This window comes from Rhodococcus sp. UNC363MFTsu5.1, assembly GCF_000686785.1.
GTDB lineage: Bacteria > Actinomycetota > Actinomycetes > Mycobacteriales > Mycobacteriaceae > Rhodococcus_G > Rhodococcus_G maanshanensis.
Window position 1 is genome coordinate 34,955 of record NZ_JMLO01000035.1, and the last position, 24,367, is coordinate 59,321.

General features: G+C 70.0%; 20 protein-coding genes. 15 read left to right on the forward strand and 5 right to left on the reverse strand.

Annotation, left to right across the window (positions count from 1 at the left end; genetic code table 11):
- Window positions 1–83: 83 nt before the first annotated feature.
- The 7 genes from typA to BR31_RS29760 all read left to right on the forward strand — a co-directional run bounded on the left by typA (window position 84) and on the right by BR31_RS29760 (window position 8,389).
- On the forward strand, window positions 84–1,979 hold the full coding sequence (typA, locus tag BR31_RS0122615; RefSeq protein WP_027502974.1) for a translational GTPase TypA: 1,896 nt from the start codon (window positions 84–86) through the stop codon (window positions 1,977–1,979).
- A 92-nt stretch (window positions 1,980–2,071) separates the two neighbouring features.
- Complete coding sequence (locus tag BR31_RS0122620) at window positions 2,072–3,859, forward strand: ABC transporter family substrate-binding protein (RefSeq protein WP_051637666.1); 1,788 nt, start codon at window positions 2,072–2,074, stop codon at window positions 3,857–3,859.
- Window positions 3,856–4,734 carry an N-acetyl-1-D-myo-inositol-2-amino-2-deoxy-alpha-D-glucopyranoside deacetylase gene (gene mshB / locus BR31_RS0122625; protein ID WP_027502976.1) on the forward strand — a complete coding sequence of 293 codons (879 nt, stop codon included), beginning with the start codon at window positions 3,856–3,858 and terminating at the stop codon, window positions 4,732–4,734. The genes BR31_RS0122620 and mshB overlap by 4 nt, the downstream gene beginning before the upstream one ends.
- A gap of 147 nt (window positions 4,735–4,881) precedes the next feature.
- Complete coding sequence (locus BR31_RS0122630; RefSeq protein WP_027502977.1) at window positions 4,882–6,258, forward strand: glutamate decarboxylase; 1,377 nt, start codon at window positions 4,882–4,884, stop codon at window positions 6,256–6,258.
- Window positions 6,259–6,364: 106 nt separating this feature from the next.
- Window positions 6,365–6,523, forward strand: coding sequence for a hypothetical protein (locus BR31_RS31980; RefSeq protein WP_197023690.1), 159 nt, complete (start codon window positions 6,365–6,367; stop codon window positions 6,521–6,523).
- Window positions 6,524–6,547: 24 nt separating this feature from the next.
- Window positions 6,548–6,967 (forward strand): hypothetical protein, encoded by a 420-nt coding sequence (locus BR31_RS0122640; protein WP_027502978.1) that lies wholly within the window; start codon window positions 6,548–6,550, stop codon window positions 6,965–6,967.
- A gap of 99 nt (window positions 6,968–7,066) precedes the next feature.
- Window positions 7,067–8,389 carry a YncE family protein gene (locus BR31_RS29760; protein ID WP_231496670.1) on the forward strand — a complete coding sequence of 441 codons (1,323 nt, stop codon included), beginning with the start codon at window positions 7,067–7,069 and terminating at the stop codon, window positions 8,387–8,389.
- Here the strand turns inward: BR31_RS29760 and BR31_RS0122650 are convergent, their stop codons facing one another.
- From BR31_RS0122650 to BR31_RS0122670, 5 genes are all read right to left on the reverse strand, one after another.
- Entirely contained in the window at window positions 8,390–9,085 is a 696-nt protein-coding gene (locus tag BR31_RS0122650) for a uracil-DNA glycosylase (RefSeq protein WP_051637670.1), read from the reverse strand. It lies immediately after the preceding gene.
- A 67-nt stretch (window positions 9,086–9,152) separates the two neighbouring features.
- Window positions 9,153–10,154 carry an esterase/lipase family protein gene (locus BR31_RS29765; RefSeq protein WP_051637668.1) on the reverse strand — a complete coding sequence of 334 codons (1,002 nt, stop codon included), beginning with the start codon at window positions 10,152–10,154 and terminating at the stop codon, window positions 9,153–9,155.
- Window positions 10,155–10,253: 99 nt separating this feature from the next.
- Window positions 10,254–13,268, reverse strand: a complete 3,015-nt coding sequence (locus tag BR31_RS0122660) for an alpha-mannosidase (protein WP_027502980.1) — start codon at window positions 13,266–13,268, stop codon at window positions 10,254–10,256.
- Window positions 13,269–13,302: 34 nt separating this feature from the next.
- Window positions 13,303–14,760: a PH domain-containing protein gene (locus BR31_RS29770; RefSeq protein WP_081830642.1), complete on the reverse strand. Its 1,458-nt coding sequence runs from the start codon at window positions 14,758–14,760 to the stop codon at window positions 13,303–13,305.
- Between the two features lie 134 nt (window positions 14,761–14,894).
- Window positions 14,895–15,374: a PH domain-containing protein gene (locus tag BR31_RS0122670; RefSeq protein WP_037177850.1), complete on the reverse strand. Its 480-nt coding sequence runs from the start codon at window positions 15,372–15,374 to the stop codon at window positions 14,895–14,897.
- 151 nt (window positions 15,375–15,525) lie between these two features.
- Between BR31_RS0122670 and BR31_RS0122675 the strand changes: the two genes are divergently transcribed.
- The 8 genes from BR31_RS0122675 to BR31_RS0122710 all read left to right on the forward strand — a co-directional run.
- Window positions 15,526–15,732: a hypothetical protein gene (locus tag BR31_RS0122675; protein WP_027502982.1), complete on the forward strand. Its 207-nt coding sequence runs from the start codon at window positions 15,526–15,528 to the stop codon at window positions 15,730–15,732.
- A 125-nt stretch (window positions 15,733–15,857) separates the two neighbouring features.
- The gene (locus tag BR31_RS0122680) at window positions 15,858–18,425 is read left to right on the forward strand and encodes a bifunctional FO biosynthesis protein CofGH (protein WP_051637671.1); all 2,568 of its coding nucleotides are present in this window, start codon (window positions 15,858–15,860) and stop codon (window positions 18,423–18,425) included.
- On the forward strand, window positions 18,422–19,204 hold the full coding sequence (locus tag BR31_RS0122685; RefSeq protein WP_027502984.1) for a hypothetical protein: 783 nt from the start codon (window positions 18,422–18,424) through the stop codon (window positions 19,202–19,204). The genes BR31_RS0122680 and BR31_RS0122685 overlap by 4 nt, the downstream gene beginning before the upstream one ends.
- Before the next feature lie 187 nt (window positions 19,205–19,391).
- A complete protein-coding gene (gene fdxA / locus BR31_RS0122690; protein WP_027502985.1) occupies window positions 19,392–19,715 on the forward strand; it encodes a ferredoxin in 324 nt (107 codons plus the stop codon).
- A gap of 40 nt (window positions 19,716–19,755) precedes the next feature.
- Window positions 19,756–20,844: a succinyldiaminopimelate transaminase gene (gene dapC / locus BR31_RS0122695; RefSeq protein WP_027502986.1), complete on the forward strand. Its 1,089-nt coding sequence runs from the start codon at window positions 19,756–19,758 to the stop codon at window positions 20,842–20,844.
- Window positions 20,845–20,949: 105 nt separating this feature from the next.
- The gene (gene pruA / locus BR31_RS0122700) at window positions 20,950–22,593 is read left to right on the forward strand and encodes an L-glutamate gamma-semialdehyde dehydrogenase (RefSeq protein WP_027502987.1); all 1,644 of its coding nucleotides are present in this window, start codon (window positions 20,950–20,952) and stop codon (window positions 22,591–22,593) included.
- Between the two features lie 5 nt (window positions 22,594–22,598).
- Window positions 22,599–23,567 carry a proline dehydrogenase family protein gene (locus BR31_RS0122705; RefSeq protein WP_231496672.1) on the forward strand — a complete coding sequence of 323 codons (969 nt, stop codon included), beginning with the start codon at window positions 22,599–22,601 and terminating at the stop codon, window positions 23,565–23,567.
- A 143-nt stretch (window positions 23,568–23,710) separates the two neighbouring features.
- On the forward strand, window positions 23,711–24,367 hold a 657-nt coding region (locus BR31_RS0122710), incomplete at its 3' end, for a 3-ketosteroid-9-alpha-monooxygenase, oxygenase component (protein ID WP_037177854.1).

The window sequence follows — 24,367 nt, forward strand, 5'->3', positions numbered from 1 at the left end:
GATTCGCATTCGCGACGCGGCCGCCCGAGCCGTGCGAGCCTAGGTTTCGCGTGGCTGAATCAAGCCAGCCAGGAGACCGCAGCGTGCCCAGCACCACCTTCCGCAATGTTGCCATCGTCGCACACGTCGACCATGGCAAGACCACCCTCGTCGACGCCATGCTCCGGCAGTCCGGCGCATTCGCCGAGCGTGCCGAACTGGTCGACCGCGTGATGGACTCCGGTGACCTGGAGCGCGAAAAGGGCATCACCATCCTCGCGAAGAACACCGCCGTGCATAAGCACAACGAGGACGGTTCCGTCACCATCATCAACGTGATCGACACCCCCGGCCACGCCGACTTCGGTGGCGAGGTCGAGCGCGGCCTGTCCATGGTCGACGGCGTCGTGCTGCTGGTCGACGCGTCCGAGGGCCCGCTGCCGCAGACCCGCTTCGTGCTGCGCAAGGCGCTCGCCGCATCGCTGCCGGTCATCATCGTGGTGAACAAGACCGACCGTCCCGACGCCCGCATCGAGGAGGTCGTGGCCGAGTCCCAGGACCTGCTCCTCGACCTGGCGTCCGACCTCGACGACGAGGCCGCCCAGGCCGCCGAGGCCCTGCTGGACCTGCCGGTCCTGTACGCGTCGGGTCGCGAGGGCAAGGCATCGCTGAACCAGCCGGAGAACGGTCAGGCTCCCGACGCCGAGAACCTCAGCGTCCTCTTCGACGTGCTGATGGAGCACGTCCCGGCCCCGAAGGGTGACGCCTCGGCGCCCCTGCAGGCTCACGTCACCAACCTCGACGCCTCCGACTTCCTCGGCCGCCTCGCGCTGGTCCGCATCCACAACGGCGAGCTGCGCAAGGGCCAGACCGTCACGTGGATGCACGCCGACGGCGTCAAGAACGTCAAGATCACCGAGCTGCTCAAGACCGTCGGCGTCACCCGTGAGCCCGGCGAGAGCGCGACCGCCGGTGACATCGTCGCCGTCGCGGGTATCCCGGAGATCATGATCGGCGACACCCTCGCCGACACCGAGAACCCGGTCGCGCTGCCGACCATCACCGTCGACGAGCCCGCGATCTCCGTGGTCATCGGCACCAATACCTCGCCGCTCGTCGGACGGGTGAAGGGCCACAAGCTGACCGCGCGCATGGTCAAGTCCCGCCTGGACTCCGAGCTGATCGGCAACGTGTCGCTGCGCGTCCTCGACATCGGACGCCCGGACGCGTGGGAGGTGCAGGGCCGCGGCGAGCTGGCGCTGGCCATCCTCGTCGAGCAGATGCGCCGCGAGGGCTTCGAGCTCACCGTCGGCAAGCCGCAGGTGGTCACGCGTCAGGTCGACGGCAAGGTGCACGAGCCGTTCGAGGAACTGACCATCGACACCCCTGAGGAGCACCTCGGCGCGATCACCCAGCTGCTGGCGAACCGCAAGGGCAAGATGGTCCAGATGACCAACCACGGCACCGGCTGGGTCCGTATGGAGTTCATCGTCCCGTCGCGTGGCCTGATCGGTTTCCGCACCGACTTCCTCACCGAGACCCGCGGCACCGGCATCGCCAACGCCGTCTCGCACGGATACGCCCCGTGGGCAGGCGAGATCCGCGCCCGCCACACCGGCTCGCTGGTCTCCGACCGGACCGGTTCGGTCACCCCGTTCGCGATGATCCAGCTGTCGGACCGCGGCACGTTCTTCGTCGATCCGGGCGCGGACACCTACGAGGGAATGGTCGTCGGCATCAACCCGCGTGCCGAGGACCTCGACATCAACGTCACCAAGGAGAAGAAGCTCACCAACATGCGCTCCGCGACGGCCGACGTCACGGAGACCCTCGCGAAGCCGATCGAGCTGACCCTCGAGAGCGCGATGGAGTTCTGTGCAGGCGACGAGTGCGTCGAGGTGACCCCGGAGGCGATCCGCGTGCGCAAGGTGCACCTGTCGCAGACCGACCGCGCCCGCGAGCGTTCGCGCGCGAAGTCCCGCGACAAGGCCGCGCTGTAAAGTTGCGCTTCGCGCACTGTGCGCGCGTCTCACCCCGATCGGGGTGAGACGCGCGCACAGGCGGCGCAGCCGCAATTCGAAAGGGACAGCCAGTGCACGAAGCGGGACCAGCCGGGCGAAGATTCCGACAGATCCTGCCGATTGCGACAGTCCTCGTCGCCGGCCTCGTGCTGGCGGGCTGCACCGCGAACCCGCCGCCCCCGGTGGAGAGCACCGACAGTCCCAAGCCGACGACGACGGTGCCGACCAAGAACACCGTCGTGGTCGCGATCGACGAGTTGGGCCTCGGCTTCAATCCGCACCTTGTCTCCGACCAATCCCCGGTCACCTCGGCGGTCAGCTCGATGGTGCTGCCGAGCGCCTTCCGTCCCGTGCCCAGCCCGACCCGGCCCGGAGGCACGGACTGGCTCCCCGACGAGTCCCTGCTGATCTCCGCGGACGTCACCTCCCAGAATCCGTTCACCGTCACGTACCAGCTCCGCAACGAGGCGCAGTGGTCCGACAGTGCGCCGATCGCCGCCGAGGACTTCCGCTACCTGTGGCGGCAGATGATCAGCCAGCCAGGGGTCGTCGACCCGGCAGGCTACGGCCTCATCACCGACGTCGGCTCCTCGGGCGGCGGCAAGACCGTCACCGTGACGATGAGCTCGCCGTATCCGGCCTGGCGGGAGCTGTTCACGGACCTGCTCCCCTCGCACCTGGTGAAGGACTCCCCGGGCGGGTTCACCCGGGGACTGGCAGAGAACATCCCCGTCTCCGGCGCCGACTTCCACATCAAGTCCATCGACCGCGGCCGCGACGAGATCCTGCTCGAGCGCAACGACCGGTTCTGGGGTAAGCCCGCGACCCCCGACCAGATCCTCATGCGTCGCGGTGGTTCGTCCGCGCAGTTGGCGGACTCGATGCGGTCCGGTGACGCCCAGGTCGCGCAGGTTCGGGGCAACGGCCCCCTGCAGGCGCAGTTGGCCGCCATCCCCTCGGTACGCGCCGCCGTCACCCCCGCGCCCCGGGTGCTGGAGCTGACCATGAACGGCAGGGTGCCCGCGCTCGCCGACCAGCGGCTGCGCCGCGGCCTGATGGGGCTGCTCAGCCCCGACCTGCTGGCCTCCGTCGGTACCCCTACCGGCGCGAACGCGACGCCTGCCCGGGCCCAGGTGCTGGCGCCGTCCGATCCGGGCTACGTCCCGACCGCCCCGCCCGCGCCGAGCCGCGAGCAGGCGCTCGGCTTGCTCGCCGAGGCGGGCTGGGTTCACGCGTCCGTCGACGGCCCTGGCGGGACGGCACAGTCCACGATCACGAAGGACGGCGAACAGCTGGCCCTGGTGATCGGCGCACCGGAGGGCGACGACTCGGCCATCGCCGTCGCGAACACCGCTGCCGACCAGCTGCGCGGCGCCGGGGTGGATGCCACGGTGACGACGATGCGTCCGGACGAGCTGTACGGCAAGTCGCTCGTCGAGGGCGAGATCGACGCCGTGGTCGGCTGGGTGCGCGCCGGCTCCGATCCGGCGACCTCGATGGCCTCCCGGTTCGCCTGCCCGCCGCCTGCGGTGCCTGCCCCGGCTCCCTCCGGCACCGCCGAGTCGACGGACGCCGAGCCCGACGTCGTGCCCGATCCGCTTGCCCCGAGCAACCTGTCGGGGCTCTGCGATCCCGCCCTGCAGGTGGGCATCGACGAGGCGCTTCGCGGGACCGCGGACGTCGGGCACGTGATCGCGCAGGCCGAGCCGAAGCTGTGGGATCTCGCTGCCGTACTGCCCGTCCTGCAGGACACGACCGTGGTCGCGGCCGGGCCGGGCGTCCAGGGCGTCTCGCTGACCGGCGCGATCCAGGTCGGCATCTTCGCCGACGCCGCCGGCTGGTCGAGGAGCCCGCAGTGAGCGACCGTCGACTGCTGCTGGTACACGCCCATCCCGACGACGAGACCCTCACCACAGGGGGCACCATCGCGCGGTACGCCGCCGAGGGCGCGCGGGTGACCGTGCTGACCTGCACGCTCGGCGAGGAGGGCGAGGTGATCGGTGAGCGGTGGGCAGGCCTCGTCGCCGACCGGGCCGATCAGCTGGGCGGCTACCGCATCCTCGAGCTGACCGAGGCGCTCGCGAGGCTGGGTGTCGACGGCCCCAGGTTCCTCGGCGGGGCGGGACGCTGGCGGGACTCCGGGATGATCGGCACTCCGTCCGCCGCCAACCCGCGCGCCTTCGTGAACGCCGACCCCGAGGAGGCGATCGAGGCCCTCGTCGCGGTGATCCGGGAGGTTCGTCCGCACGTGGTGGTCTGCTACGACCCGGAGGGCGGCTACGGCCATCCCGATCACATCCAGGCGCACCGCTTCACGATGGCCGCGGCCACGGTCGCGGGCACAGACGCATACCCCGACGCGGGCACGCCATGGGCGCCGGCGAAGGTGTATTGGACTGTCACCGAGGCGAACTCGCTGTCGCAGGGGATCGAGTGCATCACCGAGATCCCGTCGTCGTGGCGGATGCCGGAGCCGGGGGAGTTGCCCTGTGTGCCCGACGAGACGGTGACCGCCGCGGTGGACGTGCGGGCGGTGCTCGATGCCAAGCGGGCCGCACTGGCCGCGCACGCGACGCAGGTGACCGTGTCGGGGACCGGCTCGGAGTACGCGCTGTCGAACAATGTCACGCAGCCGATCCTGGTCGAGGAGCACTACGTCCTGGCGCGCGGCGTCCGCGGCGAGGCCGACGCCGACGGTCGCGAACGGGACCTGTTCTCCGGCATCGCTTTCTAGAGAGCGTGATCCCGGAGCTTCGCGTCCGGCCCACGGGGTGACCCGATCCGGGTTACCCTCGGGGTGCTTCATCAGTCGTTCCTGAGTTCTTTCGCACGTGTTTGCAGATCGAGTGTCGATTTCGCCGATCACGGAGGGATGAGCCCGATGGCGTTGCACAGGGTCACCGACAGGGGCGGGGACGTCCAAGACATCTACTCGACGCCGCTCAGCCGAGAAGTGCTGCCGAAGTACCAGATGCCGGACGGACCGTCGGACCCACGGATCGCCTACGCGCTGATCCACGGCGAACTCCAGCTGGACGGCAACTCCTCGCAGAACCTCGCGACGTTCTGTTCGACCTGGTCAGAGGACGAGGTCCACCGGCTGATGAACGACTGCCTCGACAAGAACATGATCGACAAGGACGAGTATCCGCAGACCGCGGAGATCGAGTCCCGGTGCGTGCACATGCTGGCGGACCTGTGGAACTCGCCGGCCGGACGCGACACCATGGGGTGTTCCACGACCGGATCGAGCGAGGCCGCCATGCTCGGCGGGCTGGCCCTCAAGTGGCGCTGGCGCCAGCGGCGGCAGGCGGAGGGCAAGCCAACGGACCGCCCGAACCTGGTGTGCGGGCCGGTGCAGATCTGCTGGGACAAGTTCGCCCGGTATTTCGACGTGGAGTTGCGGCAGGTCCCGCTCGAGCCGGGCGCGACGGGGATACGTCCGCACCAGCTGCGGGAGTACGTCGACGAGAACACCATCGGTGTCGTCGCGATCCTGGGCGTCACGTACACCTGCGACTACGAGCCGGTCGAAGAGATCGCGGCGGAGCTGGACGCGATCATGGCGGACACCGGGCTGGACGTGCCCGTCCACGTCGACGCGGCCAGCGGGGGGTTCATCGCCCCGTTCGTGCAGCCGGAGTTGGTGTGGGACTTCCGGATCCCGCGAGTGGCCTCCATCAACACCTCCGGTCACAAATACGGGCTGGCCCCGCTCGGGGTCGGCTGGGTGGTGTGGCGGTCGGCGGACCTGCTGCCAGAGGACCTGGTGTTCCGGGTGAGTTATCTCGGCGGCGACATGCCGACCTTTGCACTCAACTTCTCCCGGCCGGGCGGCGAGATCGTCGCCCAGTACTACCTGCTGCTTCGCCTCGGCCGCGAGGGCTACCGGATGATCCAGCAGACCTGTGCCGAGATCGCCCAGGCCCTCGCCGAGGAGATCAAGACGATGGGGCCGTTCACCTTGCTCTATGACGGGACCGGCGGGTTGCCCGCGGTGTCCTACACCCTGACCGACCCGGCGACCGCGGGCTTCTCGCTGTACGACCTCAGCGACGAACTGCGCAGGCGCGGCTGGCAGGTGCCCTCGTACCCGTTGCCCGCGAACCGTCAGGAGACCGTCATCCAGCGGGTCCTGGTCCGGCACGGGATCTCCCGCGACGTGATCTCCCTGCTCGCCGAGGACATCCGCCGATCGCTGGCGCGGCTGGCCGGGGGCACACCGTCCGACGAGGCGCGGTCCGGGTTCCACCACTGACGGGTTCGGGTACCCCCGGGGCGAGGGGTCGGCTGTGGCGGCCGGCACTCATCCGACTAGACTGTGACATGGGTCATAGCCGGGTCGGGCTGACGGAAGGGTGTCGATGTACAACTGGAGTGTTCAGAACGCGATCGTGGCATTCGTGGATTCGCTGCGCCCCCACGCGGAGGAGCATCACGAGATGTACATGAACGCGCTGTACAACTTCGTCGACATGCAGAGCCACCTCCTCACGCTCCTTGGCTACCCGCCGGTGGGCTGAAGCCCCCGGCCTACGATTGGTGCCATGACTTCCGGCACCAGCCCCGCACCGACCGGGCGTCGCATCCTCGACTCGGCAATTCTCGGTCTGCTGATGTTCGACGGCGCGCTCACGGCCGTGCTGGCCGTGCTGTTCCTGCCCACCTACCTGGGTTCGGTGCCGTTTCCGATCAGCGCGCTCGTCGCGGGCGTCGTCAACGTGTTGCTGGTGCTCGGGGCCCGTACCGTGACCGACCGGGCATCGATGGCGGCGCTTCCGCTGGTCGGCTGGTTTCTCGGCTTCGTGCTGTGCATGTTCGGCGGTCCCGGCGGGGACGCACTGTTGCTGGCGAGCCCGCTGACCCTGGTGCTGCTCGGCTTCGCGGTGGTCCCCGCCGGGCTGCTCTTGCTGAGGTTCGCCTCCGAGGAGGCCGTCGCGCGCGGCAACTCCGCAAGGCGGGCCTAGCGCGCTCGGCGGCGGTTCGATTCGCCAATCGCCGGTCGGAGTGCCGGACGGACTGTTAGCGTGCCTCGACCGCGGCAGTGCGACGAGTGGAGCAGACAAGTGACCGAGGCTTCGAGCCCGTTGATCGGTGTCCGTCGGATGGGTTGTGCCGCAGCGACGATGGCGGCCGCGGTCGCCGCAACTCTGCTGGGCACCGGCGTGGCCGGCGCCGTCCCACAGCCGGCGGGCCTCGACGAGGTCCTGTTTGTCGGGAACAACTGGGAAGGTACCGCCGACGTCATCGAGTCGACCGGCGGCTACGCCAAACTCGGTCGGGTCAACATCATCCCGGACAAGGAGGAGCGGCTGCGGGAGATCTACCTGAACCCGATCAAGCTGGGCTTCTTCCTCGGGATCCGCGAGACCGCTGGCGAGGGGCACGACCAGTTCGTCGACGACATGTACACCACCCCGGACGGGTCCGCGGTCGTCGCGTCCCGGCCAAGCTTCGCCGACGTCGTCTCGATCGACCTGGTCAGCGGAAAGGTCAACTGGCGCTTCCCGGTATCCGGTTTCCGAGCAGACCACATGGCCGTCTCGCCGGACGGCGGCCGGGTCGCGGTCTCCGCGTCGACCAGCAACACGGTGCACGTGCTCGACATCCACACCGGCGCGCAGGTCGGGTCGTTCAGGACGGGGGACAAGCCGCACGAGAACGTCTTCACCGACGGCGGCCGGTACCTGTGGAACATGGCCATCGGCGAGGTGAACACCCCGCTGGACGCTCCCTCGCAGGACTCGACCAAGGGCGATCGCCGGATCACCGTCGTCGATGCCCAGACCTTCCAGACGGTGAAGGTGATCGACATGCGGGATCGGCTGGACGCCTTCGGTCGGAATGACCTCTCGGACTCGGTACGGCCCGTCGCGTTCGCCCCGGACGAGAGCAAGCTGTACTTCCAGGTGTCCTTCTTCAACGGCTTCGTCGAGTACGACATCGCCTCGGACACGATCACCCGGATCAAGGAACTGCCGAAGAACCCGAACACCAATCCGGATCGGACCACCTGGGTCAACGACTCCCGCCACCACGGCATGTCGATCAGCCCGGACGGCCGCAAGCTGTGCATCGCCGGGACGATGGACGACTACGTGACCGTTGTCGACACGGCCACGTTGCAGGAGACCCCGACCGTCCCGGCCGGAAAGCCGTACTGGGCCACGGTCAACGGCGACGGCACGCACTGCATCATCTCCGAGAGCGCCAACGACTCGGTGAGCGCGATCGACTTCGCGACCGGCCAGAAGGTGGCGACCGTGCCCGTGGGTGATCACCCGCAGCGGGTGCGCATCGGGCACGTCCCCGACGGCTGGGCCGGTACCCCCGATGGGGGGACGGGCACGGGCAGCCTCGAGGGTGCGCTGGGAAGCGTGGGCTCCTAGCTACTCCTGCGGCAGCAATCCCGCCGCCCGACCGGCGTCGGACAGCACCGCCTCGACCATCGCCGGGGTGAGCCGACCGGTGAAGGTGTTCTGCTGGCTGACGTGAAAGCAGCCGAACAGGTGCAGATCGTGCCCGTTACCGGGTGCGGGGAGCACGACGTGTGCGCCGTGCCCGAACTTCGGCCGCGGCCGCGGGATCGGCCACCCGGTGTCGGCCAGCGCGGGCAATAGTGCCTGCCAACCGAATCCGCCGAGCACCACCACCGCCCGCAGGGTTGGGGCGAGCAGCCGCAGTTCCTCGTCGATCCAGCGCCTGCAGGTGTCCCGCTCGGCGGGGGTCGGTTTGTTGTCCGGGGGCGCACAGTGCACCGGTGCAGTGACCCGGGTCCCGCGCAGGGTCAGGCCGTCGCCGATGCGGGTGGCCGTGGCCTGGTTCGCCAAGCCGACCGCGTGCAGCGCCGCGTACAGCACGTCCCCGCTGCGGTCGCCGGTGAACATGCGGCCGGTCCGGTTCCCGCCGTGTGCGGCGGGGGCGAGGCCGACGATCAGTAGTGCCGCGTCATCCGGTCCGAAGCCGGGAACGGGCCTGCCCCAGTACGTCTCGTCGCGGAAGGCGGCACGCTTCTCGACGGCCACGCGCTCGCGCCACTCGACCAGGCGTGGGCACAGCCGGCACTCGACAAGCTCGCCGTCCATCTCGGCGAGCGTGGCATGGGCTTCCACAGATCCGACGGTACCCGCGCGGTTGGCGCGGAGTTCGGATCTACCCGGAGCAGGGGATGGTGCCGGCGAGCGTCGGGTCGAGGGCCTTGCGGGCGAGGAAGATCGGAGCTGAGTGTTCGAGGAGCCCCGCCTGGGGGTTCGGGCCGGTATCAAAACTCTTTCGAGAGTGCCCGAGGAAGAGGTCCTGGTTCTGGCACTCGTCCTGTACGTACATGTTCTGGACGGATGTTCCGGGGGCGGCATTGAGGAACGACCCTGTGTACGGGGTGATGGTCCTGTCGGTTCTGGACGCGATGACGGTGTAGTCGATCCCCGGGAAGGTCTCCTGTCCGGCGTTGAGCCTGGCCAGGAACTCCGATCCGATGATCTGCTGCTGCGAGGACTTCGAGGCACCCGCTGCCCTGGCCGCGTCGACGGTCGGGTACTGGCCGCGGTAGCTCGTTCCGTGGGTCGACGGTGCGAGCATGGCAAGGGTGTGAACCTTGTTGTTCGCGGGGTTCTCCTGGTCCGCGCCGCCGGCGAACCGGAGGTACTGCCGGGTCACCGTGGCGCCCTGCGAGTGCCCGACGACGTCGACCTGCGCGGAGCCGGTTTCCGCACGAACCTTCTCGATGAACCCATCCAGTTCGACCGCTGCGTCCTCGATCGCTGCGTGTCCCCACCAGTCCCGGTCCGCCGGGATGGGTATCGGGCCGAGGAAGAGGGAGGGGGCGAAGCCATAGTTCAGCGCAAAGACGCAGTACCCGTCGGCCTTCAGTGGCTTGATCAGCGGGCCCTGGTCATTCGGGTTCTCCGCGTTGCCCCAGCTTTCCTGCATGCTCCTCCCGGTACCGTGCACCAGCACGACCGGTCGAGGGTGCTGCGGCGACGGCTCGCATTCCCAGTCGTTCACGCCGGCGAGTGTGCCCTGTTCGGGCGCCCCGGCAGAACCGGTCACAGAGGACTGGGCTGACGCGGTGGCCGGCGGGAGGATCGCGGTGGTGAGGGCGAACAGTGCGACGGTCGCGACGCTCGTCGCGACCGCGCGGAGCCGGTCGTTCACGTGAGTAACTCCTGAGGCTGGGTCCGGGAAGTGCGAAACAGTGCAGCCGTCATCTGTAACACCTCAGCGGGGGGCGGCGCAGCAGAATGCCCCGTTCGGTCAGTCCGATGCCGCGTGCACCCGCAACGTCAGCACCTGGAACGGCCGCAACGTCACGGTGATCGCGTCGCCGTCGAGGGCGACGCCGGTGGGGGCGTCGACCGGTCGCTCGAGCAGGTCCACGAAATCGACGCCCGAGTGCGGGAGGTCGAGGTCGATCCGCGCGGTCGACCTGGCACCGGTGGATTCGTACAGCCGGACCACGACGTCGCCGCTGCGGTCCTCGGCGAGCTTGACGGCCTCCACCACCACCGCTGGATTCGACACCCGCAGGAGCGGTTCGACCGGCGCGCCACCCGTGATCGTGCGCGGCGGGAGGTTGATCCGATAGCCCTCGGTGACCGCATCGCCGATCGTGGCACCCGGACGGACGGAGACCCGCAGCGTGTGCGTGCCCTGATCGGAGGTCGGGTCCGGGTACAGCGGCGCGCGCAACAGAGACAGGCGCACGGTGGTGGTGCTGCCGCCGTCCGGCCGGGCGGAGCGTGCGATGTCGTGGCCGTAGGTGGAGTCGTTGGCCACCGCGACGCCGTACCCGGGCTCGCCGACGTGCACCCAGCGCTGCGCACAGATCTCGAACTTCGCGAAGTCCCAGGAGGTGTTGGAGTGCGTCGGACGGAAGACGTGGCCGAACTGTGTCTCCGCGGCGCTGCGATCGGCATGCACGTCGAACGGGAAGGCCAGCTTGAGCAGCTTCTGCCGCTCGTGCCAGTCGATCTCGTTGCTGATCTCCAGCGCACGGGCGCCGGGGGCGAGCTCGAGCCGTTGCACGATCGTCGAATCGCCGAACGACCTGCGCACCACCACGGCGTCGCCGTCACGATCGACGGAGTCGGCGTCGCGCAGGTCGGTCACCGTGCGGCGGTAGAACTCGTCGATGTCCCAGGCATCCCACTGGTTCGGCACGTCCCGGTGCAGCTGCAGCAGGTTGCCGACCGCACCCGGCGCGATGGCCTCTCGGCCGGTGTCGGCATCGGTCAGCGACGTGACCAGTCCGTCGCCGTTGATCGTGGCCCGGACCAGGCCGTTGTCGAGGACGAAGCCCTTGCCGCGCTGGGTGATCCGGGTGGGCCGGGTGTCGGGGTCGGCCGTCGCGATGCCAAGTGCGGGCACGCCGTCGCGAGCGAGGGGGCCCGCGTTGAGGGTGAGTGTCGCCGAGCCCTCTCCGGTCAGTGCCCGCGCCGCATCGGCGATGATCTCCTCCAGGCCCGCGGCGACGGCGGCGTAGTTGCGCTCGGCGTCGCGGTGCACCCACGCGATCGAGCTGCCGGGCAGGATGTCGTGGAACTGCTGCAGCAGCACCAGATGCCAGAGCCGCTCGAGTTCGTCGTACGGGTAGCGCGCCCCGGCCCGCACAGCGGCCGTGGTCGCCCACAGTTCGGCCTCGCGCAGGAGGTGTTCGCTGCGCCGGTTGCCCTGCTTGGTCCTGGCCTGCGAGGTGTAGGTCCCGCGGTGCAGCTCCAGGTACAGCTCACCGGACCACACGGGTGGACAGGGGTACTCGGCCTCGGCCCGGCGGAAGAAGTTCGCGGGCGAGTCCAGTGTCACGGTGGGTGAGCCCTCGAGCGAGCGGGTGCGCTCGGCCGCGGCCAGCATCTCGCGGGTCGGTCCGCCACCACCGTCGCCCCACCCGAACGGGACAAGGGACACGGTGCCCGCGCCCTGCTCCCGGTAGTTGCGCTGGGCGTGACCGAGGTCGTGGCCGGACAGGTCCGAGTTGTACTTGTCGACCGGAGGGAAGTGGGTGAAGACCTGGGTGCCGTCGATGCCCTCCCACCGAAAGGTGTGGTGCGGCATCCGGTTCGTCTTGTTCCATGAGATCTTCTGGGTGAGGAAGTACCGCGACCCCGACAGGCGCACCAACTGGGGCAGCGCGGCGGAGTAGCCGAACGAATCGGGCAGCCAGACCTCGGGGGTGTCGACGCCGAACTCGTCGAGGAAGAACCGCTTGCCCGCCACGAACTGCCGCGCCATCGCCTCGCCGCCGGGCATGTTGGTGTCGGCCTCCACCCACATGCCGCCGACCGGGATGAACTGGCCCGCCGCAACCTTGTCCCGGATCCGCTCGAACAGCTCCGGGTAGCCGTCCCTGACCCAGGCGAGCTGCTGCGCGGACGAGCAGGCGAACCGGAAGTCCGGGTGATCATCCATCAGCGCAACGACATTGGCGAAGGTGCGGGCGCACTTCCTGACGGTCTCGCGCACCGGCCACAGCCAGGCCGAGTCGATGTGCGCGTGCCCGACCGCGACCAGGTTGTGTGCGCTGGCATAGGCAGGTCGCGAGAGCACCTCGCGCAATTGCTTGCGTCCGGCGGCGGCGGTGCCTGCGATGTCCTCCGGGTCGACGGTGTCGAGCATCCGCTCGAGGGCGCGCAGGATCTCGTGCCTGCGCGGCAGGTCGAACGGCAGCGCGTGCATCAGGCCGCTGAGCGCCGCGATGTCCTGCGTCAGCTCCCACACCGTGCGGTCGCGGAGCGCGAAGTCGACCTGGCGGAGCTGGTAGATCGGATCCTCGCCCGCGGTGCCCAGGTCACCGAGCGGGGTGGGCTGGAAGCCGAAACTCCGTGCCACATCGGGATTCGCGGCCAGCTCGAGATAGAGGTCGACCGGTCGGTGCGGATCCACGGGAAGGTAGGTGTTGAACGGGGAGATCGCCTTGACGACGGTGCCGTCGGGGCGGTAGGCGAGCGCCTCGGCGTTGAAACCGGGGCCGCCGGTGAATCCGGGATCGACCACCAGCTCCACCACGACGCCGTCGCCGAGGTCCGCGAGCCAGCGCTCCGGCACGCGTCCGGTCACGTGCAGCCACATCGTCCCCCACGGCCTGCCCCAGCGGGTCCCGATCGCGATGGGTGCGAACTCCTGCCGCAGTGCCTCCGCCACCGGCACCGGCTCGCCCGGCACCTGCCACGCGCTGAGCTCGGCAGGCGCGGTGTCCCGGTAGAGCGCCGCGCCGAGCCGCTGATCGACGAACCGCCGCAGCCGCTCCTCCACGATTTCGCGATCGTCGTGCATCGGTGTCCTCCGTGCGTCGATGAGGGGTTGGGGATCAGTCGGTGCGGCTCCAGATGTCGCCTGCGCCAGGGGTCACCGTCTCGATCAGGGCCCAGGCGCGGTCGGCGGGCAGGTCGAGCACCTCGTAGTGGCCTGCACCGGCCGGGGTGGCCGCCACCACGGTGGCGACCCCGGCACGCCGCTGGAAGTAGGTCTGCCGCACGGTCCATCCGATGATGCCGTCGGCCTCGAGGCTGGCCCGGCTGCGGTCAAGCGAGCCGCTGCGGGTGATGAGCCATCCGGGCGGCGTGGCGTGGCCGAGGCCCCGATAGCGGTCCCAGGCCAGCGCGGTGGCGGCAACGGCAAGGGCCGCGAGCCCGGCCCACAGCGGCCACCGCAGCGTCACGCCGAGCGCGGACGCGACCGCGGCCGCGGCGCCGAGCGTCGCCACCGGGATCAGCGCCCGGGTGTACCGGCGGCGCCTGGCCGCGGGGCCGTGTTGGGTGAGCGGCACGGGGGAGTGGGCGCCGCCGAGGACCACGGCCGCCACCCGCTCGGCCTCGGCCCGCGGCGACTGCGGCATCAGCAGGGTGGACTGTCCCTTCCCTGCGCTGATCCCGGTCATGATCGCGTCGAGGTGCGCACCACCAGCGGCCCGCAGCAGCAGCGGCTCGCGCAGCGAGGTGCCGCGCAGCCGGGCCCGGTCCAGGGTGGTCTGCCTGGTCTTGAGCAGGCCGTGGCTGACGTGCAGCACCTTGCCGTTGTCGGTGACCAGGAGGTTGCCGAACGCGATGAGGTAGCGCACGCAGGCGAGCCCGCTCGCCACGACCAGGAGCACGACCAGCGCGAGCGCGACGGCGGCCGCGATGCCGAGGTGCTGCAGCGAGTCCACCCCCCTGGTCACGGTCGAGGAGTCGGCGATCCGTTTGCCGAGCCCGTATTGGAAGGCGAGGCCGATCGCCGCGGCCACCGTCAGCACCCCGGTGACGGAGAACGGTGCGTAGCGGACCCAGGCGGCGGTCCAGTGCGCGATCTCCGTTTCCCGGTTCGGCGCGCCCGCGGCCGCTCCCACCTGCGCCGTCTCGGCGTCGGCGGCCGCCGGTGCCCGGTGTCCGGCCAGCAGGGCCGCGCGCAGCGCGGGGACGAGGGCGGAATCGAGCGCGTTGAGCTCGAACCTCTTGGAGTCGCCGTGCCCGGACTGCTGCCCGGTGCCGATCCGGACGACGGACAGTCCCAGGAACCTGTGCAGCACACCGGATTCCACGTCTACCGACCGGATCCGGTTGCGCGGCACCGAGAGCAGGTTCTTCTGGAACACCCCGGTGCGCAGCTGTACGTGGACCGGGCCGATCCGGTAGCTGGTGGTGAACCAGCGCAGCAACGCGTAGGCCACCAGGACGGCGACGACGATCAGACCGAACGTGTGGTTGCCGCTCTGGGTGCCGACGACCAGTGAGATCAGCAGCACCGGGAGCAGTTTGACGACCTCGTCGACCGGATGCACGAGCAGCATTCGCTTGTCGAGCCGCAGCCACGGCTGTTCCTGCTCGGCCGCCAACGCGGCGGCGCCTGAGGCCTCCGGCGGGGCTGTGCCCGGCGCGGGGTACTGCGTCGCGTAGTCCGGCGGGGCCGGATGCCCAGGCGAGCTCACGTCGCATCCCCGACGTTGCGGCCCGCGATCTCGGTGAGCTGCGCGACCGTCCGGTCCGCGACCTCGCGGTCGAGCGCGGTGATGGTGACCGCGCCCGCGGACGAGGCGGTGGTGACGGTGACGGTGGCGAGGCCGAGCATCCGGTCGATCGGTCCGCGCTCGGTGTCGACCGTCTGCACCCTGGAGATGGGGGCGATGCGGCGCTCCTGGGTGAACCATCCGGTCTTCGTGTACACCGCGTCGGCGCTGATCTCCCAGCGGTGCACGCGGTAGCGCCACTGCGGGACGACCAGGACATGCGTCAGCGCGACCGCGAGGCAGACGACGAACACGGCGATGTGCGGCCACGTGGTCCAGCGCCCGTCGACGAATCCCCAGACGATCTGCGCGATGAAGACCGGGATCCACATCAGTGCGGCGTTGATCGCCCACAACTGCGGGGCGCGGGTGCTGGGTCGCCACTGGGGGTCGGCCATGGTGACGACGGGGGGCGGGGGAGTGCTCACCTCTCCAGCCTGCCCGATCCGGTGCCGTCACCGCGTGATCATCCGCCGGTTTCGGTGGATGTGGCCCCCTCCCGCGGGTCCGCAGGAGGGTTAGCCTGAGAGAGCGAGGGAAGGAACGACCATGGACCGATTCGATCCCGCCTCCGAACCCGAGGTCCCCGAGGCCGACCGGGTGGAGCAGGAGACACCGGTGGGTGGACCGGACGACGCCGAAACCAACGACGAGTCCGCGCAGAAATCGGCCGCCGGCTCGCTCGAGGTCAACGACGCGGACGCGGCCGAACAGGCGCGCGTCGTGCCGGACGAGGACGAGTATCCGCACGAGTGATCGAGCGCGCACGCCGCGACCGGAGGCCTCCCCCTGGCAGGTCCCACGGGTGATGGCGCATGATCGAACGCGTGAGCCCTGACGACGCCCCCTCGATCACGCCCGCGATGCTGCCCGATCCCGCGATGCCGTCGGGATCCGCGAAGGCGGGTGCCCCGGCTCCGCCGGACGGGTTGGCGGCCCCGTCGCCGTCCGCGATGCGCCGGGCGCTGCGCCGCGCCCGCGACGGCGCCACCCTCAACGTCGACGAGGCGACGGTGCTGCTGCACGCGCGCGGCGCCGATCTCGACGACCTGACCGCCTCCGCCGCGCGGGTTCGGGACGCGGGGCTGGAGGCGGCGGGCCGGCCGTTGACGGTCAGCTATTCGCGGAAGGTCTTCATCCCGCTGACCCGGCTGTGCCGGGACAAGTGCCACTACTGCACCTTCGTCACGGTGCCGGGGAAGTTGCGGGCCGAGGGGCACGGGATGTTCCTCGACCCGGACGAGGTGCTCGACATCGCCCGGCGCGGCGCGGAGCTCGGCTGCAAGGAGGCGCTGTTCACCCTGGGTGACCGGCCGGAGGACCGCTGGCCCGAGGCGCAGGAATGGCTCGACTCGCGCGGCTACGACTCCACGCTCGACTACGTGCGGGCGATGGCGATCCGGGTCCTCGAGGAGACCGGGCTGCTGCCGCACCTGAATCCGGGCGTGATGAGCTGGGAGGAGATCTCGCGGCTCAAGCCGGTGGCGCCGTCGATGGGGATGATGCTCGAGACCACCTCGACCCGGCTGTTCACCGAGAAGGGCGAATGCCACTACGGCAGCCCCGACAAGGATCCGGCCGTGCGGCTGCGCACCCTCACCGACGCGGGCAGGCTCTCGGTTCCGTTCACCACCGGCATCCTGGTGGGCATCGGCGAGACGGTGGCCGAACGCGCCGAGTCCATTCTCGCGATCCGCAAGTCCCACAAGGCATTCGGTCACGTCCAGGAAGTCATCATCCAGAACTTCCTTGCCAAGGACGACACCGCGATGCGCGACGCGCCGGACGCGGGCATCGAGGAGTTCCGGGCCACCATCGCCGTCGCCCGGTTGCTGCTCGGTCCCGGCATGCGGATCCAGTCACCGCCGAACCTGGTGTCCGCGGACGAGTGCCTCGCCCTGATCGCCGCGGGCGTCGACGACTGGGGCGGGGTCTCGCCGCTCACCCCTGATCACGTCAACCCGGAGCGGCCGTGGCCGAACCTCGACACGCTGGCCGCGATCACCGCGGAGGCGGGTTACACGCTCATCGAGCGGACGGCCGCGCAGCCGCCGTACGTGCTCGCCGGCTCGCCGTGGATCGACCCCCGGATCTCCGCGCACGTGCAGGCCCTCGCGGACCCGGTGACCGGGCTGGCCAGGCCGGACACCCGGCCGACCGGTCTGCCCTGGCAGGAACCGGACGAGGCGTGGGAGTCGGCGGGGCGTGTCGACCTGAACACCGCGATCGACACCGAGGGCCGCAACACCGAGACCCGCAGCGACCTCGGCAGCGCGTTCGGCGACTGGGACTCGGTCCGCGAGCAGGTCCTCGAACTGTCCAACCAGGGCGCGCCCGTGCGGCTCGACTCCGAGGTGCTGGCGGCGCTGCGCAGCGCCGAGCGCGACCCCGGTGCCTGCACCGACGACGAGTACCGGGCCCTGGCCACCGCCGAAGGCGAGGGCCTCGAGGCGATGGTCGCGTTGGCCGACGCCCTACGCCGCGACGCCGTGGGAGACGACGTCACCTACGTGGTGAACCGGAACATCAACTTCACCAACATCTGCTACACCGGCTGCCGGTTCTGCGCCTTCGCGCAGCGCAAGGGCGACGCCGACGCGTTCACCCTGTCGACGGCCGAGGTGGCGGACCGGGCCTGGGAGGCGCACGTCGCCGGGGCCACCGAGGTCTGCATGCAGGGCGGCATCGATCCCGAGCTGCCCGTCACCGGCTACGCGGACCTGGTGCGCGCGGTCAAGGCACGGGTGCCGTCGATGCACGTCCACGCCTTCAGCCCGATGGAGATCGTCAACGGCGCCTCCCGCGGTGGCCAGAGCGTGCGGGACTGGCTCACCGACCTGCGCGCCGCGGGCCTGGACTCGATCCCCGGCACCGCGGCGGAGATCCTCGACGACGAGGTGCGCTGGGTGCTCACCAAGGGCAAGCTGCCGACGAGCACCTGGGTCGACGTGGTCACCACCGCGCACGAGGTGGGCCTGCGGTCCAGCTCGACGATGATGTACGGGCACGTCGATCAGCCGCACCACTGGGTGGGGCACCTCAACGTGCTGCGCGGAATCCAGGACCGTACCGGCGGATTCACCGAGTTCGTGCTGCTGCCGTTCGTGCACCAGAGTTCCCCGCTGTACCTGGCAGGCGCGTCGCGGCCGGGGCCGACCCAGCGGGACAACCGGGCCGCGCACGCGCTGGCGCGGATCATGCTGCACGGGCGGATCCACAACATCCAGACCAGCTGGGTCAAGCTCGGGGTCGCGGGGACCCAGGCGATGCTCCAGGGCGGCGCCAACGACCTGGGCGGCACCTTGATGGAGGAGACCATCTCGCGGATGGCCGGTTCGCAGCACGGATCGGAGATGACGGTGGCGGAGCTGCGGGCGATCGCCGAGGGGATCGGACGCCCGGCCCGTCAGCGCACGACGGGATATGCCGAAAGGGTGGGAGTGGCATGAGCGAGAAGGATCCGATCGGAGACGGCAGGGTCGTCGCGGTGCTCGACCGCGCGGCCTGGGGGATCAACCCGGTGCTCGACCTGATGAGCACCGATCCGCTGCGGATCAAGGCTCGTACGTTCACGCCGACCGCCGAGCAGCGCTCGCTTCTCGAGAAGGCGCTCGACGCGGCGGCCTGGCTGCTCGATGTCGCCGAGGTGCCCGGCACCGCCGCCTGGGAGCGGGCGAGCGACGAGCGCCGCGCCCGGTGGTGGGTGACCCGCCTCGGCGCGCTGAACACCATCGCGGTGGCGTTTCCCGGCGTGTTCGGTCCGCTGGCCCGGCGGCTGCCGATCCAGGACCTGCTGGCGTTCGCGAATCAGACGCTGGTGCTGGTCGCGGTCGCCAGGGAGCTCGGCGTCACCGATCGCAGCGCCCAGGTGGATCTGCTCGCCTCGGTGCTCTGTCGCAGGCAGACCGACGCCAGGACGCTGCTCGCGCACCCGGATGCGACGCCGCCCGAGGCCGGGTCGTCCTGGCGGCCGTTCGCCCTGCTCGGCGCGATGTGGACCACCTCCCGGATGCTGCGGGCGATCCCCGGTGAGCTGGGGAAGCGTCCGAAGCCGGGCCAGCCCTATCGGACCATCGGGAAGCTGCCGCTGGTCGGCGCGGTGGCGGACTACTTCGGTGAGCGGGGCGCCCTCGCAAGGGCGGCAGCGCAGGGTCAGCGCTGGATCGACGGCCACACGGTGCGGACGGCGGCGGGCCGATCGGGCGTGCAGGGCCTCTCGAGCGTCTGACTTTCGACCCGGTGCTGCGGCCCGCTGCCCAGTAGTCTGTGAGAGCTCCCCGGTTTCGCACCGAATCCGACGGTCAGGGCACCCTAAGCGGGTGTGCCCGGCCCGGGGAGGAGATACTGGTAACTCCTGGGCGGACATGGGGGTTCGCCCGGCGTAATGGTCTTTACGAAAGGCAGGGAGAGCAGCAGTGCCCTACACGATTGCTGAACCGTGCGTGGATGTTCTCGACAAGGCGTGCATCGAGGAATGCCCTGTCGACTGTATCTACGAGGGTGGCCGCATGCTCTACATCCACCCCGATGAGTGCGTGGACTGCGGCGCCTGCGAGCCCGTCTGCCCCGTCGAGGCGATCTTCTACGAAGACGACGTGCCCGATCAGTGGAACGCCTACGTCAGCGCGAATGTCGATTTCTTCGTCGACCTCGGATCGCCCGGTGGTGCCGCCAAGCTCGGCAAGGTCGACTACGACCCGCCGTTCATCAAGGCGCTGCCGCCGATGGGCGAGCACTGAGTTGCTCGGTACCGCCGTGACCGCCCGCACCCGGGTCCCCGTGTCCGCGGGTTTGCCCGACTTCCCGTGGGACTCGTTGGCAGGAGCCAAGGCCAAGGCCGAGTCCCATCCCGACGGGATCGTCAACCTCTCGGTCGGCACGCCGGTCGATCCGGTGGACCCGCTGATCCGCGAGGCGCTGGCCTCCGTGTCGGAGGTGCCGGGATACCCGACCACGCACGGCACCCCCGAGCTGCGCGCGGCCGCGGTCGGTGCGCTGGCCCGGCGGTACGGGGTCACCGGGCTCGATCCGGCGGCCGTGCTCCCCGCGCTCGGCACCAAGGAGGCGATCGCCTGGCTGCCGCGGCTGCTCGGGCTCGGCGCCGATGACCTGGTCGTCATCCCCGAGGTCGCATACCCCACCTATGAGGTCGGCGCGCTGCTCGCCGGTGCCAGGGTGCTGCGCGCCGACGGCACCATGCGGCTCGGCCCCGAGAGCCCGTCGCTGATCTTCATCAATTCGCCGTCGAACCCGACCGGCAAGGTGCTCGGCATCGACCACTTGCGCAAGGTCGTCGACTTCGCACGACAGCGCGGCGCGATCGTCGTATCCGACGAGTGCTACCTGGGCCTGACCTGGGAGGCCGAGGCGTACTCGATCCTCGACCCCCGCGTCTGCGACGGCGACCACACCGGTCTGCTGGCGGTGCACTCGTTGTCGAAGACCTCGAATCTGGCCAGCTACCGGGCCGGCTTCATCACCGGCGATGCCGCCCTGGTCGCGGAGTTGCTGGAGGTGCGCAAGCACGCCGGGATGATCATGCCGTTCCCCGTGCAGGCCGCGATGACCGCGGCGCTGAACGACGACGCGCACGAGAACGAGCAGCGCGAGCGGTACCGCGCGCGCCGCGAGGTGTTGCTGCCCGCCGTCCGCTCCGCTGGGTTCACCGTCGACAACTCCGAGGCCGGCCTGTACCTGTGGGCCACCCGCGAGGAGGCCTGCCGGGACACGGTGGACTGGTTCGCGGACCGGGGCATCCTGGTCGCGCCCGGCGACTTCTACGGTCCCGGCAGCAGGCGGCACGTGCGGATCGCGCTCACCGCGACGGACGAGCGGATCGCGGCCGCCGCCGCACGGCTCGCAGCCTGATCGCTGTTACCTGGCCGGGGACCCTGCCACGGCGCTAGCCTGGGGGCGGAGTTCCTCGTTGCCGGGGTACCGCCCCTGCAACGTCCCCTCGGGGCAGGAGGCAGCATGGACGCGGTCACTCGGGTTCCCTCGCCCAGCAACGAACCGGTGTACTCGTACGCCCCGGGCAGCCGCGAGCGGCTGCTGCTCACCGCCAAGCTCGCCGCGCTGGCCTCGGAGCCGGTCGAGCTGCCGCACGTGATCGGCGGCGTGCACCGGCAGGGCTCGGGTGAGCGGGTGGACGTCGTTCAACCGCATCGGCATTCGGCCGTGCTGGGGACTCTCACCACCGCCACCCACGAGGACGCGGACGCGGCCATCGAGGCCGCGATCGCCGCCGCGCCCGGCTGGCGGGCCCTGTCCTTCGACGACCGGGCCGCCGTGCTGCTGCGGGCCGCGGACCTGCTCTCCGGTCCATGGCGAGAGACGCTGGCCGCCGCGACCATGCTCGGTCAGTCCAAGTCGGTCCAGCAGGCCGAGATCGATGCGCCGTGCGAGCTGATCGACTTCTGGCGGTTCAACGTGCACTTCGCCCGGCAGATCCTGGCCGACCAGCCGGTCTCCGGTCCTGGGGTGTGGAACCGGCTCGAATACCGGCCGCTCGAGGGATTCGTCTACGCGATCACGCCGTTCAATTTCTCCGCCATCGCGGGCAACCTGCCGACCGCGCCCGCGCTGATGGGCAACACCGTCGTCTGGAAACCGTCGACCACGCAGACCGTCGCCGCGTACTGGACCATGAAACTGCTCGAGGAGGCCGGGCTGCCGCCGGGGGTCATCAACCTCGTCACCGGCTCGGGCGCCGCGGTTTCCGATGTGGCGCTGGGTGATCCGCGCCTGGCCGGTATCCACTTCACCGGCTCCACCAGGACCTTCCAGCATCTCTGGCGGGAGGTGGGGGCCAACATCGATTCGTATCGCGGTTACCCACGGCTGGTCGGCGAAACCGGCGGCAAGGACTTCGTGGTCGCGCATGCCTCGGCGAATCCCGAGGTGCTGAGCACCGCGCTGGTGCGCGGCGCCTTCGAGTACCAGGGCCAGAAGTGCTCGGCCGCCTCCCGCGCCTACGTCCCGAAGTCGGTGTGGCACAGGATGGGAGAGGCCTTCCTGGCCCAGGTCGATCAGCTCACCTATGGCGACGTGACCGATCTGTCGAACTTCGGCGGGGCCCTCATCGACCGCGCGGCCTACGACAAGAACGTCGCCGCGATCGAGCGGGCGCGCGACGCCGCAGGCGTCCAGATCGCCGTCGGTGGGAAATACGACGACAGCGAGGGGTACTTCGTCCGGCCGACGGTGCTGCTCGCCGAGGACCCGCGCGACGAGTCCTTCGCCACCGAGTACTTCGGACCGATCCTGTCGGTACACGTCTACGACGACGACAAGCCGGGAGCCTTCGAGGACCTGCTGGCGGTGGTGGACTCGACCGCCCCCTACGCGCTCACCGGGTCGATCATCGCAGACGACCGGGTCGCGGTCGACAAGGCGGCCGCGGCACTGCGATTCGCGGCGGGCAACTTCTACGTCAACGACAAACCGACCGGTGCCGTTGTCGGACAGCAACCCTTCGGCGGGGCCCGCGCCTCGGGCACCAACGACAAGGCCGGCTCGCCGATCAACCTGCTGCGCTGGACCTCCGCCCGGACCATCAAGGAGACCTTCGTCCCGCCGACGGACCACCGCTACCCGCACATGGAGCCGGAAGAGTAGCCGTGGTGGCGCAGGTGTTCGAGAACCCGCTGCGACCCGCGATCCTGGCCGCCGCGCGATCGACGACGCTCAAGGCGGCGATCACCAAGGCGCCGGTGACCCGATCCATCGTCACCCGGTTCATCGCGGGGGAGACCAGAGCGGAGGCCTTGACCGCCGCGCGCGCGATCCTCGACACCGGCAGGCTGATCAGCATCGACCACCTGGGGGAGGACACCACCGACGAGGCCACGGCGCAGGCCGCAGTCACTGAATACCTGGCCCTGCTCGCCGACCTCGCTGAGCTGCCGGAGGCGAAGGTGCCCGGCGGTGTGCGCCCACTCGAGGTGTCGGTGAAGCTGTCCGCGCTGGGGCAGGCGCTGCCGGTCGACGGCCGCGAGATCGCGCTGGCGAACGCGCGGACGCTCTGCGCCGCGGCGGAGCGTGCCGGGGTCTGGATCACCGTCGACGCCGAGGATCACACCACCACCGACTCGACCCTGTCGATCGTCCGCGAACTGCGGGCCGACTACCCGTGGCTGGGCGCTGTGCTGCAGTCGTACCTGCGTCGTGCCGAGGCGGACTGCCGCGAACTAGCAGACGCCGGTTCGCGGATCCGGCTGTGCAAGGGCGCCTACCGGGAACCGGAATCGGTCGCTTTCCAGGCCAAGGCGGAGGTGGACGCGTCCTACCTGCGCTGCCTGCGGGTGCTGATGGAGGGCGCCGGCTACCCGATGGTGGCGTCCCACGACCCCGCGATCATCACGGAGGCGGACTCGATGGCGGCGGGGTCGGGGCGGGGTGCGACGGACTTCGAACACCAGATGCTCTACGGGATCAGGGACGGCGAACAGCTCCGCCTTGCCGGGCTCGGCGCTCAGATGCGGGTCTATCTGCCGTACGGCGGCCAGTGGTACGGCTACTTCATGCGCCGGCTCGCGGAACGGCCGGCGAATCTCGGCTTCTTCGTGCGCTCAATCCTCACGAGGGACTGAACCCATGTGATCGCGGTCGAAACGGGTAACCGCCCGCTGGGTGGGAACAGTCCTGGAGAACACGTTCTAGTGCAAGGAGATTGAGAAGAGCTGTGATCGGCATCACCGCGGCCCAGCCCGGCCGCTGAACGAGGAGACGCTTCATGACCAACGTGGACACCGAGATCACCGACGAGGTTCGCATCATCGACAAGGGTGCGCCGCCCGCTCGCTTCGCGCGTGGCTGGCACTGCCTCGGGTTGGTTGAGGAGTTCCGGGACGGCAAGCCGCACTCGGTGGAGGCGTTCGGGACCAAGCTCGTGGTGTTCGCCGACAGCAACGGTGCCATCAAGATCCTCGATGCCTACTGCAGGCACATGGGCGGCGATCTGAGCCAGGGCACCGTCAAGGGCGACTCGATCGCCTGCCCGTTCCACGACTGGCGGTGGGGCGGCAACGGCAAGTGCACCGGCATCCCCTACGCCCGCCGGGTTCCGCCGTTGGCCCGCACCCGCACCTGGCAGACCATGGAGCAGGACGAGCTGCTGTTCGTGTGGAACGACCCGGAGGGCAACCCGCCGCCCGCCGACGTGACGATCCCGCAGATGTGCCCCGAGGGCACGGAGTGGACCGACTGGGTGTGGAAGTCGATCGTCATCGACACCAACTGCCGCGAGATCATCGACAACGTCGTCGACATGGCGCACTTCTTCTACGTGCACTACTCGTTCCCGACGTACTTCAAGAACATCTTCGAGGGGCACGTCGCGATCCAGGAGTACGAGGGCGTCGGCCGCGAGGACATCACCGAGTGGGACGAC

Excerpts from the sequence above, each read along its gene's own strand:
- BR31_RS0122630 (WP_027502977.1), top strand. The coding sequence starts at position 4,882 with ATGGCGTTGCACAGGGTCACCGACAGGGGCGGGGACGTCCAAGACATC.
- BR31_RS31980 (WP_197023690.1), top strand. The coding sequence starts at position 6,365 with ATGTACAACTGGAGTGTTCAGAACGCGATCGTGGCATTCGTGGATTCG.
- BR31_RS0122640 (WP_027502978.1), top strand. The coding sequence starts at position 6,548 with ATGACTTCCGGCACCAGCCCCGCACCGACCGGGCGTCGCATCCTCGAC.
- BR31_RS0122650 (WP_051637670.1), bottom strand. The coding sequence starts at position 9,085 with ATGGACGGCGAGCTTGTCGAGTGCCGGCTGTGCCCACGCCTGGTCGAG.
- BR31_RS0122660 (WP_027502980.1), bottom strand. The coding sequence starts at position 13,268 with ATGCACGACGATCGCGAAATCGTGGAGGAGCGGCTGCGGCGGTTCGTC.
- BR31_RS29770 (WP_081830642.1), bottom strand. The coding sequence starts at position 14,760 with ATGCTGCTCGTGCATCCGGTCGACGAGGTCGTCAAACTGCTCCCGGTG.
- BR31_RS0122670 (WP_037177850.1), bottom strand. The coding sequence starts at position 15,374 with ATGGCCGACCCCCAGTGGCGACCCAGCACCCGCGCCCCGCAGTTGTGG.
- BR31_RS0122675 (WP_027502982.1), top strand. The coding sequence starts at position 15,526 with ATGGACCGATTCGATCCCGCCTCCGAACCCGAGGTCCCCGAGGCCGAC.
- BR31_RS0122680 (WP_051637671.1), top strand. The coding sequence starts at position 15,858 with ATGCCGTCGGGATCCGCGAAGGCGGGTGCCCCGGCTCCGCCGGACGGG.
- BR31_RS0122685 (WP_027502984.1), top strand. The coding sequence starts at position 18,422 with ATGAGCGAGAAGGATCCGATCGGAGACGGCAGGGTCGTCGCGGTGCTC.
- pruA (WP_027502987.1), top strand. The coding sequence starts at position 20,950 with ATGGACGCGGTCACTCGGGTTCCCTCGCCCAGCAACGAACCGGTGTAC.